Origin of the sequence: Streptomyces armeniacus (genome assembly GCF_003355155.1) — a bacterium.
Taxonomy (GTDB): Bacteria; Actinomycetota; Actinomycetes; order Streptomycetales; family Streptomycetaceae; genus Streptomyces; species Streptomyces armeniacus.
Map to the genome: position 1 here is coordinate 897758 of NZ_CP031320.1, position 14759 is coordinate 912516.

General features: G+C 73.1%; 13 protein-coding genes. 11 read left to right on the plus strand and 2 right to left on the minus strand.

The window, feature by feature from the left end; all coding sequences use genetic code 11:
- Window positions 1-361 precede the first annotated feature (361 nt).
- The 9 genes from DVA86_RS03845 to DVA86_RS03885 all read left to right on the plus strand — a co-directional run bounded on the left by DVA86_RS03845 (window position 362) and on the right by DVA86_RS03885 (window position 9298).
- Entirely contained in the window at window positions 362-1987 is a 1626-nt protein-coding gene (locus DVA86_RS03845) for a sensor histidine kinase (protein WP_208875787.1), read from the plus strand.
- A gap of 25 nt (window positions 1988-2012) precedes the next feature.
- Window positions 2013-2408 carry a roadblock/LC7 domain-containing protein gene (locus DVA86_RS03850; protein WP_208884366.1) on the plus strand — a complete coding sequence of 132 codons (396 nt, stop codon included), beginning with the start codon at window positions 2013-2015 and terminating at the stop codon, window positions 2406-2408.
- Complete coding sequence (locus tag DVA86_RS03855) at window positions 2405-2788, plus strand: DUF742 domain-containing protein (RefSeq protein ID WP_208875789.1); 384 nt, start codon at window positions 2405-2407, stop codon at window positions 2786-2788. The genes DVA86_RS03850 and DVA86_RS03855 overlap by 4 nt, the downstream gene beginning before the upstream one ends.
- The gene (locus DVA86_RS03860; protein WP_208875790.1) at window positions 2769-3395 is read left to right on the plus strand and encodes a GTP-binding protein; all 627 of its coding nucleotides are present in this window, start codon (window positions 2769-2771) and stop codon (window positions 3393-3395) included. Before DVA86_RS03855 ends, DVA86_RS03860 begins: the two co-directional genes overlap by 20 nt.
- Window positions 3392-4915 (plus strand): cytochrome P450, encoded by a 1524-nt coding sequence (locus tag DVA86_RS03865; protein WP_208875791.1) that lies wholly within the window; start codon window positions 3392-3394, stop codon window positions 4913-4915. The genes DVA86_RS03860 and DVA86_RS03865 overlap by 4 nt, the downstream gene beginning before the upstream one ends.
- Window positions 4916-5007: 92 nt before the next feature.
- Window positions 5008-6090, plus strand: a complete 1083-nt coding sequence (locus tag DVA86_RS03870) for a hypothetical protein (RefSeq protein WP_208875793.1) — start codon at window positions 5008-5010, stop codon at window positions 6088-6090.
- A gap of 174 nt (window positions 6091-6264) precedes the next feature.
- A complete protein-coding gene (locus tag DVA86_RS03875) occupies window positions 6265-7377 on the plus strand; it encodes a DUF6421 family protein (RefSeq protein WP_208875795.1) in 1113 nt (370 codons plus the stop codon).
- Window positions 7378-7395: 18 nt separating this feature from the next.
- Window positions 7396-8280 carry a DUF6202 family protein gene (locus tag DVA86_RS03880; RefSeq protein ID WP_208875796.1) on the plus strand — a complete coding sequence of 295 codons (885 nt, stop codon included), beginning with the start codon at window positions 7396-7398 and terminating at the stop codon, window positions 8278-8280.
- A gap of 13 nt (window positions 8281-8293) precedes the next feature.
- Window positions 8294-9298 carry a GNAT family N-acetyltransferase gene (locus DVA86_RS03885; protein ID WP_208875798.1) on the plus strand — a complete coding sequence of 335 codons (1005 nt, stop codon included), beginning with the start codon at window positions 8294-8296 and terminating at the stop codon, window positions 9296-9298.
- On the opposite strand, the gene DVA86_RS03890 is transcribed toward DVA86_RS03885, so the two are convergent.
- Together DVA86_RS03890 and DVA86_RS03895 are read right to left on the minus strand one after the other, a co-directional pair.
- On the minus strand, window positions 9282-10379 hold the full coding sequence (locus DVA86_RS03890) for an aldo/keto reductase (protein ID WP_208875799.1): 1098 nt from the start codon (window positions 10377-10379) through the stop codon (window positions 9282-9284). The two genes, DVA86_RS03885 and DVA86_RS03890, sit on opposite strands and share 17 nt — an antisense overlap.
- Before the next feature lie 62 nt (window positions 10380-10441).
- Complete coding sequence (locus DVA86_RS03895) at window positions 10442-11341, minus strand: ATP-grasp domain-containing protein (protein ID WP_208875800.1); 900 nt, start codon at window positions 11339-11341, stop codon at window positions 10442-10444.
- A gap of 300 nt (window positions 11342-11641) precedes the next feature.
- Between DVA86_RS03895 and DVA86_RS03900 the strand changes: the two genes are divergently transcribed.
- Together DVA86_RS03900 and DVA86_RS03905 are read left to right on the plus strand one after the other, a co-directional pair.
- Window positions 11642-13282, plus strand: a complete 1641-nt coding sequence (locus tag DVA86_RS03900; protein WP_208875802.1) for an AMP-binding protein — start codon at window positions 11642-11644, stop codon at window positions 13280-13282.
- Window positions 13279-14757 carry an MFS transporter gene (locus tag DVA86_RS03905; protein ID WP_208875803.1) on the plus strand — a complete coding sequence of 493 codons (1479 nt, stop codon included), beginning with the start codon at window positions 13279-13281 and terminating at the stop codon, window positions 14755-14757. The genes DVA86_RS03900 and DVA86_RS03905 overlap by 4 nt, the downstream gene beginning before the upstream one ends.
- The last annotated feature ends 2 nt before the right edge of the window (window positions 14758-14759 follow it).

The following is a 14759-nucleotide window of genomic DNA, read 5'->3' on the forward strand; positions in this document are numbered from 1 at the left end:
TCGGTCGAATCACCGACACCGCCGCCCGCCGGCCGCGCCCGCCGCCGTACGTCCGGGGGCGCCGTCGGGCGTTGCTCCGGCGGCCGGGGAGTGATTGGCGAAGGGTCTGCAACGGCCCTGTGGACAGGGGGAGTTGTGTGAAACCATGCAGGCAGTGATCGACTGGTGGGTGCTGCCGGCCGCGATGCGGTCCCCCATGCCCCGGCACGGGGACGCGTCGTCCGTCGGAGATTGCAGGCGACTCCTCTCCGCATGCGTGCCGGACGCGCGTCGCGGCACCGCCGCGCGCGCGTGACCCGTGTGCGGTCGGTCGCACCGTGCCCGCACCCGCCCTCACCCCACAGTCATTTGAGGAACGCCGATGGCCCCCGCCGGTACCGGTACGTCACCCGAACTCCGGGCTTCCTCCTCCGCCCCCGCCTGGCTCGTCCCTCCGGTGCTGCTGGGCGGCGCCCTCGCGGCGGCCCTGCTGCTCGTGCCCGGCGGCGCGCGGGAAGCCGTCGCGTGGGGCGGCGCGGGCGCCGCCGTCCTGGTCGTGGCGCTGCTCGCGCGGCTGGCGGTGGGCCGGGGCCGCGAGATCCACGTACTGCGGCACCGGCACGCCGAGGACGAGGCGGAACTGCGGCGCCGCCTGCGCGTCCACGAGACGGAGACCGTACGGCTGGCCGCGGAGCTGCCCGTCGCCGTCGCGCGGCTTCAGGAGGGCGCGACGGCCGAGGAGGCGCTGTCGGGCCTCGCGACGGGCTCCGGGCTCACGCCCGAACTCGAGGAGGCACACCAGGTCGTGCTGCGCTCGGTGCTCGAGGCGGTGGAGGCCGAGGAGGGACTGCGGGACTCCGCGCAGCGTGCGTTCGTGAACATCGCCCGCCGCGTGCAGGCGATCGTCCACCAGCAGTCCCAGGACCTGCGGGAGATGGAGGACAAGCACGGCGAGAACCCGGACGTCTTCGGCGACTTGCTGCACCTCGACCACGGCACCGCGCTGATCGGGCGGCTCGCGGACAGCATCGCCGTCCTCGGCAGCGCACGTCCGGGGCGCCAGTGGCAGCAGGACGTGCCGCTGTTCAACGTGCTGCGCGGCGCCATGTCGCGCATCCTCGACTACCGGCGGGTCGACCTGCACTCGGTCGCGGACTTCGCCGTCGTCGGCCCCGCCGTGGAGCCGCTGATCCACGCCGTGGCCGAGCTGCTCGACAACGCCACCCGCTACTCGCCGCCACGGACCCGCGTCCATCTCACCGCGATCGAGACGCAGTCGGGCGTCGCCGTCGAGGTCGAGGACGCCGGGATCGGCCTGACCGACGAGGCGCGCGGCCGCGCCGAACGGGCCCTCGCCCACGCCTCCGCCGGGCTGGACCTCGACGACCTGGGCGAGACCCCGCGGCTCGGCCTGGCCGTGGTCGGGCGGCTGGCCCAGGCGAACGGCTTCACCGTCTCGCTGCGTCCGTCCGCGTACGGCGGCGTACGGGCCGTGCTGACCGTCCCGCAGCGGCTCGTCACCCTCACGTCCACGCCCGGCGGGCAGATCGCCAAGGCCGCCACGCTGCCGCCGATCCGGCAGCGGCCCCGCCCGGCCGGCACGGACGCGCGTACGGACGCGGGCGCGCGTACGGGCACGGGCGCGCCTACGGAGCCGGGCGCGCGTACGGGGCCCGGCGCGGACAAGCCCGCCACCGGCCCCAGCGCGTCACCCGCCGACGAGCCGCCCGGCGGCGCCCTGCCGCGCGCCGCGAACGGGCTCCCGCAGCGCCGCCGCCACACCAGCGCCGTGCCGCCGCAGGCCAGGCGGCCCGCCGCGCCCGCGCCGTCCGCCGGGGCTCCCGGTTCCGGGGCCTCCGGGGCCTCAGGGGCCTCCGGGGCGTCCTCCGAGTCACGGGCGGAGCCGGGGATCTGGCTGGCCGCCTTCCAGAGCGGTGTCTCGGGCGAGCCCGCTGCCGCCGATCCCAGTCGTCACAGCGATGACGAGCCGTCGAGTGAAGGTGAGTAGGGACGTGACCCAGCAGCGACTCAACATGGACTGGCTTCTCAAGGACCTGGCGGCCAGCGTCCCCCAGACGCGGCACGTGGTGGTGCTGTCCGCGGACGGCCTCTGCATGGCGCAGTTCAGCCCGGATGGCAGCGACGACGGCGCCACCGACCGGCTCGCGGCGGCCTGTGCCGGGCTGCAGAGCCTGTCGGCGGCCATCGCCACCGAATTCCCGGACGGCGACGGGCAGATGCGGCTGGTCGTCATCGAGGTCACGGGCGGCTTCTTCTACCTGATGGCCGCGGGCTCCGGCGCCTACCTCGCGGTCCTCGCCGACAGCGGCGTGGACGCCGGGCTGATGGGGCAGTGCATGCGGGACCTGGTGGCGCGCATCGGTGAACACCTCAGCACCCCACCGCGTTCCGACGAGCAGGACACGTGAGCGGACGCGACGACACGCGTTACCCGGGCCGGCCGGCGGAAGGCGGGGAGGGCGGCCCCGAGCGGCTGTACGTGGTCACCGCGGGCCGCAGCAGATCCGCCGACCCGGTGCCGCTGGACCTGGTCACGCTGATCGTCGCGCGCGGCCGGCCCGAACGGGCAACGCAGCCGGAGCACACCGCCATCCTCCGGATGTGCGCCCGCCCGCTGTCCGTGGCGGAGATCTCGGCGTACATGGGGCTGCCCGCCAGCACCGTCACCGTGCTCCTCACCGACCTGGTGAACGGGGGACACGTGGAGACGCGGGCGCCCGTACCGGCGGCTCAGCTACCCGACGCGAAACTTCTGGAAGCGGTGATGAATGGACTTCGCAGACTCTGAGGCGCCCGCGGGCCCTCAGGACGAGGACGCCCTGCCCGCCTCGGCCGGAGCCGCCGTCAAGGTAGTCGTCGTCGGAGGCTTCGGGGTCGGCAAGACGACCCTGGTCGGCTCGGTGAGCGAGATCCGTCCGCTGACCACCGAGGAGACCATGACCCAGGCCGGGGCCGGCGTGGACAGCCTGGTGGGGGCGGAACGCAAGACCGAGACCACCGTGGCGATGGACTTCGGGCGGATCAGCATCGACGAGCGGCTGGTGCTCTACCTCTTCGGCACGCCCGGCCAGGAGCGCTTCTGGTTCCTGTGGAAGGGCCTGTTCGAGGGCGCGCTCGGCGCGGTGGTGCTGATCGACACGCGGCGCCTGGAGGTCAGCTTCAGCGTGATCAACCGGCTCGAGGAGCGGGGCGTCCCGTTCGTCGTCGCCGTCAACGCCTTCCCCGACGCCCCCGTGCACCCCATGGACGACATACGGGCGGCGCTGGACCTGCCCGCGTACGTGCCGATGGTGACGTGCGACGCCCGCGAACGCGCCTCCGGCCGCGACACCCTCCTGACGCTGATGCGCTACCTCCACTCCCTGACCACCGCGCCCGCCACGGAGCGACCGTGACCGACACCCCTCCCGCCGTACCCGGACCGGAACCCGCACCCGACGCCGTACGCGATCCCGTACCGGATCCCGTACGCGGGGCAGCCGCCCCGCCGCCGGGCTGCCCCGCCCACGACCCTGACGGCGCGACCGGCGAGGACGCCGCGCCCGACCGCCTCGTGAACCTGTTCGCGCCCGGCTCCGTCGCCGACCCCATGGCCACGTACGAGAAGCTGCGGGAAGCGCACGGCCCCGTGGCGCCCGTACTGCTGGCCGACGACCTGCCGGCCTGGCTCGTGCTCGGCTACCGCGAGAACCTCGAAGTGGCCCGTACGCCCGCCCGGTTCACCCGCGACTCCCGCGTCTGGACCCTCTTCAAGGAGGACCGGGTCCCGCCGACGTCGCCGCTGCTGCCGCTGACCGAGTGGAAGCCGGTGTGCCGCTTCTTTGACGGCGAGGAGCACCGCCGGGTGCGTTCGGCGATCAACGACAGCATCGCCCGCTTGAACCGCCGCGGCATCCGCCGCCACGTCAACCGCTACGCCGGCCGGCTCATCGACGGCTTCTCCGGTACGGGCGAGGCGGATCTCGTGGGGGAGTTCGTCGAGCATCTGCCGATGCTCGTGATGACGCAGCTGATCGGCCTGCCCGACGAGGACGGCCCGCGCCTCGTCGACGCGTCACGCGAGGTGATGAACGGCGCGGCGACCGCCGTCGCGAGCAACGCGTACATCGTGGAGACGCTCCAGTCGCTCGTCGCGCGCAAACGCGCCGCGCCCGGCCACGACCTGGCGTCCTGGCTCATCGGCCACCCCGAGGGCCTCAGCAACCTCGAAGTGGTGCAGCACCTGCGGGTCATCCTCGTCATCACCAACGAGACGACGACCAGCCTGATCGCGAGCGTGCTGCGGATGGTGCTCACCGACCCGAGGTTCCGCGCGACGCTCGCGGGCGGCCACATGACGCTGCTCGACGCGGTGGAACAGGTCCTGTGGGACGAACCGCCGTTCCTGACCCTGCCCGGCCGCTGGGCCACCGGCGACACCGAGGTGGGCGGCCGGCGGATCAAGGCGGGGGACCTGCTGCTGCTGGGGCTCGCGGCGGGAAACGCGGACCCGGCGATCCGGCCCGACCGCTCCGCGCCGATGCTGGGCAACCGCTCCCACCTCGCGTTCGGCGGCGGCGCCCACGAGTGCCCCGGCCAGGACATCAGCCGCGCCATCGCCGACACCGGCATCGACACCCTGCTGACGCGCCTGCCGGACCTGCGGATGTCCGTGGCCGAGGACGAGCTGCACTGGAACAAGGCGTGGGTGACGCGCCATCTCGCGGCGCTGCCCGTGGAGTTCACGCCCGTACGGGCGGCTCGTACGCGTACGGGCCCGGACACGGGCGCGGTGCCGCGCGCGGAGGCGTCAGGCGGGGCCGCGAGGCAGGCCCGTACGCCGGAACGCCCGGCGGACGGCGAACCCGCCGCCGCCCCGGAGCCCGCCGTCACCGGTCTCTGGCCCGCCGCGAAGCGGCGGCTGCTGCGCCGCTGACGAGAAAAGCCGTACCGCATGGCCGCGCGACCGCGTGTGCCGGATGCCGCGTGTGCCGGATGCCGCACGTGCCGAATGGAGGAGAGCAGGGAATGGGACGCAAGGTCCACCTCGTGGGGAGCTTCCCTCCGGAGATCACACGGCAGGAGCCGCAGGCGGCCTGGGACTGGGTACGGCAGCAGGTGGGCGCCGGCACGGAGCTGACGGCCCGGCCGTTCGACGGCGACCCCGACTGGCTCGTCGGCTATCTGCGCGGCCTCGGCGCCACCGGCGCCGTACGCGCCATACGCGGCGGTGACTTCTCCGGCTACGACGCCGTCCCCATCTACCGGCCGACCGGCGGCGAACCGCCCGGCACCGACGCGCTGCGCGACGCCGACCGCGTCCGGCGGGCCCGCGAACTCATCGCGGGTCACCGGGACACGGACGCGGGCGGCCTGCCCGTACAGCTCTCCCGGCCCAGCCCGCTGGACGTCGGCCTGCTGAGCCTGGTGGGACTGCCTTCGTGGCGGCACGCGCTGCGCACGGCGCGCGGCACCGTACTGCTGGCCACCCAGCTGGACACCCTGAACCGCACGGCCCAGAGCGAGATCTCGGACGCGGCGCGGCTCGCCGCGGAACTCGACGTGCCAGTCGTCTGGCAGCTCGAGACCCCCGCCGTGCTGTACGCGCTGAACCTCGTGCCGCGCGCCTTGCGCCCGGCCACCGCGCGTGCGCTCGCCCGGCAGGTCGCCGGCGCGCTCGCGATGATCCCGCCCGGTGCCGCCGTACTCCACCTCTGCTATGGCGGCCTGGGCCGCACCGAACTCATCGCGCCGAGCAGCACCCGGCCCGCCGTGCTGTTCCTCAACGCCCTCGCCGGACGCCTGCGGCGGCAGGGCGGGGCGCTGCCGCCGGTGCACATCCCCTTCGCGTACGGGGCGCAGCCGCCGCCGGGGGAGGAGCGCCACTACGCGCCGCTGGCCCGGCTCGACTCCGGCTGGCGGCTGATCGCGGGCGTGGCGGACGAGAACGCCCCGGAGGCGTCGCGTACGGCCCTGGAGCTGGTGGAGCGGTACACCGGACGGCAGGCCGAGGCGGTGGCCACCGCGTGCGGGCTGGGCCGCCACAGCGTGACGGCGGCGGCGGAGGCGCTGGCGCTGCTGGCCGAACTGGCGGGCTCCGCCGGGGACTGAGCCTTCCGCGCCTGCCCGGCGCGCGGACACCGCGGCCGAACGGGCCGCGCCCCGCGGGGCGTTCGCATATCGGTGGCATATTCACGGATAGTCGCTTCCGGCCTCTGTTCACCCGTGCGACCCGGGTTTAGGCTCCTGTACCGGTCAGCTCGAACCCGACCGGAGGCATCCTGCATGGACGACATGAGATCGGTGTTCGCCGAGGTCGACGCGGTACGGCAGACACTGGGCGACCGCTCCTCGTTCCGCGACCCCGAGACCCTGCGGGAGCTGGCGCGGCAGATCGAGGGCACCACCGCGCTGCGCCGGCAGCCCATCGCCGAAACGTTCCTGGAGGACATCCGCTCGTACGAGCCGGGCAAGCGGCTCGACGCCGTGAAGGCGCACATCAACGGCCGCCGCGACGGCCACATCTTCTCCCTCTTCGACGCGAGCTACTTCCCGAAGCTCTCGCTGGACTACCTGGCCTACGAGGAACTGCCCGCCGACGCCCACCTCGTGGAGCGCTACGCCAGCCCCACCATGCCCGTCACCCTCACCGGCCATTCCGCGGGCTTCGGCTCCCGCGTCGTCGTGGCGCTCTTCCCCGAGAACCACATCGACGGCATCCAGCGGCCCGACGACCTCATCTTCTACTTCATCGACAAGTTCGTGGAGCGCCACAACCGCATCACCCGCCGGATGATCGGCGCCGTCATGGCGGAGGGCAGCTTCCCGCTCATCGAAGGCGCCTCCGACGAGCGCGTCCGGCAGGCGTCGTCCTGGTGGGTGCGGCTGCACGAATACCACCACCGGCAGGGCGACATGCCCATACCGGAGTTCCTCCCGGCGAAGAAGTACAAGCCGCTCGCCGGGCTCGAGGAACTGCGCGTCGACGTCTCTGCGATGCTCGCCCTCCTGCACGACGAACGGCTGCCGCGCGAGGAGGCCCGTACGGCCTACGAGTACGTGCTCGCCGAACGCCTCCTGCGGTACGCCGTGGAGGGCATTCCCCGGCCCAATTACGACGCCGTCGCCTCGCAGCTGCTCTTCGGATATCTGGAGCGGCACGAGGGAATACGGCTCCGCGGCGAAACCATCGAACTCACCCCGGAAATCCCCGCTGTACTCGCCGCGTTCCTGGACGAGATCCAGCGCATCGAGCGCCGTATCCACGAGGAGCCGGTCGAGGCCGTACGCAAACGGCTCCTCGAATTCACCAACACCTACACCGACTTCGACCCGGTGGCCCGCGACTACCGGTACCTCCCCTTCTTCGCCGACGTCAAGAAGAAACTGGGCGTCTAGTCTCTGGAGTGAATGCCCGTGACTGCAGTGACCCCCCTCTCCGCCGCCGCCCGCAGAGAACTGGACGAGCGGACCGACCGGGAGATAGACAGGGCACGGCTGCGCCGCGCCGACAACGGATTCTTCGGTGCCGCCCGGAACGCGGAGACGGTCTCCGCCGCGGCCGGCTACACCGTCGCCGTGTGGTGGCGGCAGATGACGAAGTCGTTCATGTTCACGACCCTCGCCGGGCTCGGCACCCTCGCCCGCGACTACGCCTCCCGCGACGCCGACCGCGAACTGCTGGGCGCCTTCCAGACCGTTTACCAGGTCATCGGCGACGACCTCGACAACGCCGCCCCCGAGTTCTCCGCCGTCGCACCCACGGGACCGGCCGGCATCCATTACGTCTGGTGGGACGACACCATCGTCGCGCCGCTCGCCGCGCACGTGCCCGAGCCCGACCGCGACGCCGCAGCGGCCGTGCCCGAGCCCATCCGCGCGCTCCTCGCCAACATGGACCGGCTGGCCGCCGACCCGCTGGGCGCCGCCGTGCAGCTGCGGGTCGTGGAGACCATCGCGCTCGACATCGCCGTCGGCTTCCGCCGCATGTACGGCAAGGTGCTCGTGGACGGCGAGCGGGTCTTCGGCAGCAACGACCAATTCGCCTGGATCGACGCGCACATCAAGGCCGAGACGGTGCACGCCGCGCAGGTCAGCGACGACGAGACCGGCATGACGGGCCTGGTCACGGACGAGGCGCAGGCGGCGGAGTTCGTACGCCTCGTCGAGGAGTACGCGCGGCACTGGTCCGCCGCGCTGGAGTGCTTCGCCGACTGCCTCACCGGCACCGGCACCGGCACCGGCCGCACCGGGGGCGCTTCCTCCGGCGAGACGGTCGCCGCCGCTCCCGCCGCCTCCTGACGGCGGCCGGGCTTTGGAGATCGAGGACCGGTACGGCCTCGCCGTCGCGCACATCGGTCCGGCGGAGCTCGGCGACGAGCCGTGGCTCCGTACGGACCGGCACGTGGACGTCGTACGGCTGCCGGACCCGCCCGCGGCGCTCTGGGACGAACTGGCCGCGCGCGGCTTCGTACGCAAGCCCGCGCTGCTGACCTGGGTGGCCGAACTCGGCCCGGACGAGGACACGTACCTCGCGGATCTGGACCGCACGGCGCGCAAGAGCGTGCGGCGCGCCCGCCGCCACGCGGCGGAGGCGGGCCTGCGCGAGGTGGTCGAGGACCCGGTCACACCCGCGGCCCTCGACCGCTTCCTGGCGCTCTACAAGGAGCGGGTGGCGGAGATGCGCTACGGCGTGCCGTTCGCGCTGGACTACCGGGACGCGGTGCTGCACGGGCCGCGTAAGTTCTTCGGCGTCTTCGCCTACGAGCACGGGGCCGGGAACGGCGGTCCGGACGGCGAACTCGTCGGCGGCACCCTCGTGCTGGAGTGCCCAGCGGCGGGTGCGCTGGTCCTCCGCTTCTCCGCGGTCAGCGAGCGGTGGCGCACATCGAGCCTCGCCCGCTCGCTCTACCTCGCCGCCATGCGGGAGGGCCGCGAGCGCGGGTACGAGCGGGCGACGCTCGGCAACGAGCCCAACCTGCTGGGCCATCTCACCCGGCCCGGACTGCTCCGCTTCAAGGCCGGACTGGGCTTCCGCGCCGTGCCCTCGCACGAGTTCGGCGATCCGCACCCCGGTGACGAGGCGGACCTCGTGCTGCGCCTCGACGCGCTCAGCGACCCGGCGCTGATCCTCGGCTACGCCGGGGGCGACCCCGCCGCGCCCGGACGGCTCGCGGGCCGGCTGATCTCCCGTACGGCCGTCGACCCCGCCCCGTACGCGGCGCCGTTCCTGGAGTCGGTCACCGTCCAGGCGCCCGCGCTCACCGGCACGGGCGGCGGCGGGCCCGCGGAAGGCGGCGTGCTCACGACACCGGCGTGACCGGCAGCACCACCCGGTCCGCGTCGCCGCCCAGCAGCGACTCCCGTACGAGTGCGGTGATCTCGTGCGGGCTGCCCGCCTCCACGGCGCTCGCCGCGTCCAGCCGCGCCAGCTGCTCACCGGTCAGCGTCACGTCCAGCGCGGCCAGGCAGTCCGCCAGCTGCGCCTCGCTGCGCGGCCCGATGATCGGCACGTACGCGGTGCAGGCGCGGGCCGCGCGGGCGCGCAGCCAGGCGAGGGCGATACGGGTGGGCGGCACGCCGTACTCCTCGGCGACGGCGAGGACGGCGGTCACGATGCCGGCGATGCGGTCGGTGTCGTTCCGCGGGTGCCGCCGGTTCTCGTCGCTCACCCAGCCCGCCTCCGTACGGCGGTACTTGCCGGTCAGCAGGCCGCCGCCGAGCGGTGACCAGAGGGCGGCACCGAGGCCGAGGGCGTCGGCCATGGGCAGCAGCTCGCGTTCGGCGGTGCGGTTGACGAGGTTGTGCTCGGTTTGGACGCCGATCAGCGGTGCCCAGCCGCGCAGTTCGGCCATGGTGACGGCGCGGGAGACGCGCCAGGCGGGGAAGTTGGACAGGCCCGCGTGCAGGATCTTGCCGCTGCGCACCAGGTGGTCGAGGCCGGTGAGGATCTCCTCGGTGGGGGTGAGCTCGTCGGGGAAGTGCGCCCAGTACAGGTCGATGTAGTCCGTGCCGAGACGCCGCAGGCTGTCCTCGACGGACCGGATCATGTTCTTCCGGCTGTTTCCGGTGTCGGAGACGCCGGGCCGCGTGGAGGCGCTGTTCGTGTACTTCGTGGACAGCACGAAGTGGTCCCGGTCGGCCGCGACGAACTCGCCCACCAGCCGTTCCGCCTCGCCGAACTGGGCGCTGTCGGCGGTGTCCACGAAGTTCCCGCCGGCCTCCGCGAACCGGTCGAAGACCTTGCGGGCCTCGGCGCGCGCGGCGCCGTCGCCGCGCCTGCCCCACAGCAGCCGCGCCGCGTCAGGGCTGGAGCCGGTGCCCGTACCGAAGTTGGAGGTGCCGAGCGCGAACTCGGACACGCGCAGTCCGGTGCGCCGACCGAAGGCCGTGTACCGCATGGTTCTCCCCGCTGCCTGTTCCGTACGTCCCGAGGTGCCGGTCTGCCGTGGGGCCGCCGCGCTCAGCCCGCCCGCGCGGCCTCCGTCTTCTCCTCCACCCAGTCGAACACGCCGTCCAGCACCTGCCGGTGCTGGTCGCGGCCGAGGATGCTGAGGAACCCGGGCACCTCGTTGACCTCGAGGATCAGATAGCCGCCCGCGTGCGGCAGGATGTCCAGGCCCGCCAGGGTCAGGCCGATGGCGCGGGTGGCGCGTACGGCCAGGTCCACCAGCTCGGCGGGCGCGTCGAGCCACTCGAACGTGGCGCCCTCCAGCGTCTTGCAGCGCCAGGCGCCCGGCCGGGGCAGCTTGAGGATGTTGATCGGGGTGGCGTCGCCCGCGACGGTGATGCGGTACTCGCCGCCCGACGTCGGGTAGTACGGCTGGCACAGCAGCCGCGGGGTGCGGCTCAGCAGGTCCTCGGCGACGGCCTTCTCCGCCGCGAAGTCCGCGATGCGCTCCACGTCGGCGCCGCCGAAGCCGTGCGACGGCTTGATGATCACCGTGCCCCACTCGGCGCACGCCGCCTCCACCTCGGGCAGCGAGGAGACGGAGCGGACCGGGGGAGTGGGCAGCCCGGCCTGGCTCAGCCGCTGCGCCGTGAGGAACTTGCTGCTCGCCGTCTGCCAGGCGTCGGCGGGCGAGAAGACCTGGACGCCGGGGATGCCGCTGAGCATCCGCATGCGCTCCATGCGTTCCTGCCCGTCCGGCCCGAAGACGCGGGAGCGGTTGATGAACGCGTCGAAAGACGCGGCCCGTTCGCCTTTCAACAGAACCTCGGGGCCGTCCGGGCCCGGCTGGTACTCGACTTCGTCGAGCGTGGCGAAAGACATTTCGTGGCCGCGCTCCCGGCCGTGTTCCACCAGACTGAATCCGTCCGGGTCGATCCCGGAGTAGTCCCACCCGAGCAGACCGATCTTCAAGGCGCCTCCAGAGACGTTCTCGCACGCCGGGCGCGAACCGGACGCGAGGCGCAGCCTGGCTCTGCGGACCTCCGGATGTCAAGGGGTATGACAGCGCTATCAGTTGAGCTGTCATTAAGCTGCCAACTTCGCTATCACCGCGCTGTCCTGCGGCGTTCCGCGCGCCATCTCGGTGATTCCGGGCGCAGCCGCCCGAATTCATTTACGGCCACTACCGCGACCCTCCGTCGTCCTCTAGGCTCAGCCGCCCGGATTCGTGCTCAAGTACGAGAGGCTGCAGTGCGTATGTGGGAGACGCTGGTGAGGCCGGAGCCCGACCGGGCCGCCGAGTTCCGCGCCGGAGGCTGGTGGCGGAATTCAACATTCCTTGACGACCTGGCCGACGCCGTACGGGAACGCGGCGACCATCCGGCGGTTATCGCGTACGAGGGGCGGGAGTGCGTACGGACCCTCACGTACGCCGAACTGGACCGCCTCGTCACGCGTTTCGCCGCCGCCCTCGTCGAGCTCGGCGTCGGCCCCGGCGACGACGTCGCCGCCTACCTGCCCAACCGCTGGCAGCTCACCCCGCTCTATCTCGCCTGCCACCGCGTCGGCGCCGTCGTCACCCCGGTGATACCGATACTGGACGTGCGCGAGCTCGGGTACGTGCTGCGCACCGCCGGCGCCAAGGTCTGCGTGACCGTCGACCGGATCGGCGACACCGACTACGGCGCCCGGCTCGCCGAGGCCGCCCCCGACACGCTCGCCCACCGGCTGGTCATCGGGGACGCCGCCGCGAGCGGCGCGATCGACTTCGACGAGTTCTTCGTCGACACGCCCTGGGAGGAGCGGCACACCGTCGACCCGGAGGCCGCGCTCGGCCCCGACGACCCGGCGCTGCTGCTCTACACCTCCGGCACCACCGGCCGCATGAAGGGCGTGGTGCACAGCCAGAACACGCTGTACGCCTCTGTGCTGGCGGTCAGCGAGCCGCACCGGCTCACCGCCGAGGACGTCATCTCCATCCCCAACTTCCACACCCACATGGCCGGTCTGGCGTACGCCTGCTACATGCCGCTGCTGCTGCACGCCACCGACGTCGTGCAGGACGCCAACCAGGACATGGAGCTGCTGCTCGACATCATCGCCACCCACCGCGTCACCTGGGCGTACGCCTCGCCCGCCTACCTCGTGGACATGCTGGAGGTGCAGCGCAAGGAGCCGCGCGACACCTCCAGCGTGGGCCAGATCGTGTCCGGCTCCGCGCCGATCCAGCCGCGGCTCATCACCGAGATGCGCGAGGTCTTCGACCTCCCCGTGCGCGCCCTGTGGGGCATGACCGAGAACGGCGCCGTCACCGTCACCCGCGCCGACGACCCGGAGGGCTGGGCCGGGCAGAGCGACGGCCGGGCCGAGCCGTCCATGGAGATCCGCATCGACCGCGAACCGGGCGCCGAGGAGGGCCGCCTGCTGGTGCGCGGCGCGTCGCAGTGCCTCGGCTACCTCGGCCAGCGCGACGTGTACGAGGCGTGCCTGGACGAGGACGGCTGGTTCGACACCAGCGACCTGGCGCGCGACGACGGCCGCGGCGGCATCCGTATCACCGGGCGCACGGCCGACCAGATCACCCGCGCCAGCGGCATGAAGGTGTCCACGCTGTACGTCGAGTCCGTGCTGACCCGCCACCCCGGCGTACGGGAGGTCGCCCTCGTCGGCTACCCGGACCCGCGCGTCCCCAGCGCCGAGCTCGTCTGCGCCGTCGTCGTCGCCGAGGGCGAACCGCCCACCCTGGAGGAGCTGCGCCGGCACCTCGCGGAGGAGAAGATGGCGGAGGTCCTCTGGCCGGACCGGCTGCAGTTCATGTGGCAGTTGCCCAAGAACTCGCTGGGCAAGGTGCTGCGGCAGCCGCTGCGCGAGCGTCTCGAGACCGAGTACGCCGAGGGCGCGCCGCACACATGACAGCTTCGCAGCCCGCGGTGGGCGCCGCGGAGCAGGGGGACGGGAGACGGCGGCGCTCCGTGGCGCTCGCCGTGCTCTCCGCAGCCCAGCTGATGTTCCTGCTGGACGCGACCATCGTGAACGTGGCGCTGCCCAGCATCCAGCGCTCCCTTGAGCTGTCCGGCTCGGACCTGGAGTGGGTCGTCGCGTCGTACTCGATCGCGTTCGGCGGGCTGCTGATGCTCGGCGGCCGGCTCGGCGACCTCCTCGGCCGGCGCCGCGTATTCCTCGGCGGGCTGCTGCTGTTCACCGTCGCGTCGCTGCTCGGCGGCTTCGCGCAGGAGTCCTGGCTGCTCGTCGTCTGCCGTACGGCCCAGGGCGTGGGCGCCGCGGCGGCGTCACCGGCGGCGCTGTCCCTGATCACCGTCACCTTCCCGGAGGGGCCGCAGCGCGAGAGGGCCGTCGGCTGGTACACGGCGGTCGCCACCGCGGGCGGCGGCGTCGGGCTGCTCGCGGGCGGGCTCATCACGGCGTACGTGTCCTGGCGCTGGGTGATGTTCGTCAACGTGCCGCTCGGCGCCCTGCTGCTCGCCGCCACGCCCCGCGTGCTGCCCGAAACCCCGCGCAAGCGCGGCGCGTTCGACACCGCCGGCGCCCTCACCGGCACCCTGGCCGCGCTGCTGCTCGTCTACGGGCTCATCAACGGCTCCGGCGAGGACGGCAGCTGGACCTCGCCCACCGTCCTCGGCAGCCTCGGCGGCGCGGCGGTGCTGGTGCCCGCGTTCGTCGTCGTCGAACGGCGCAGCGCCCAGCCGCTGGTCCCGCTGCGGCTGTTCGCCCACCGGGCGCGCTTCGGCACGTACGCGGTGCTGGCGCTGATCAGCACCGCCATGTTCGGCATCTTCTTCTTCCTTACGCTGTTCCTGCAGCGCGTCTGGGAGTACAGCGCCCTGGACACCGCGCTCGTGTACATCCCGCTGACCTGCCTGCTCGTCGTCGGCGCCAAGGTCGCCGCGCCGCTCGCCGCCGCCGTCGGCGCCCGGCGGCTCGTCTGCGCCGGACTGCTGGTCGCCGCCGCCGGGATGCTGTGGCTCGCCGGCATCGGCGACGCGGACGGCTGGGCCACCGGCATGCTCGTGCCGAGCGTCCTGATCTACACCGGACTCGGCGTCACCGGCGTGCCGTTGACACTGGCCGCGCTGGCCGACGTACGTGACGAGGACTCCGGCGCCGCCTCCGGCCTGTTCAGCATGGCCCGCCAGATCGGCGGCGCCACCGGGCTCGCCGTCCTCGGCACCGTCGTCTGGTCCTCCGTGCACTCGGCGGACCACACCGGCGGCGCGGAGACCGCCCTGGCCGACGGCATCGGGCGCGGCCTGGTCGCCGCCGCCGCGGTCACGCTCCTCGCGCTGCTCATCGCGGCCGCCACCATGCCCGGAAGACGGGCCGCGGCGGCGTCCGCGGCAGTCGCCGCGCCGACCGCCGGGAAACGGTGAGC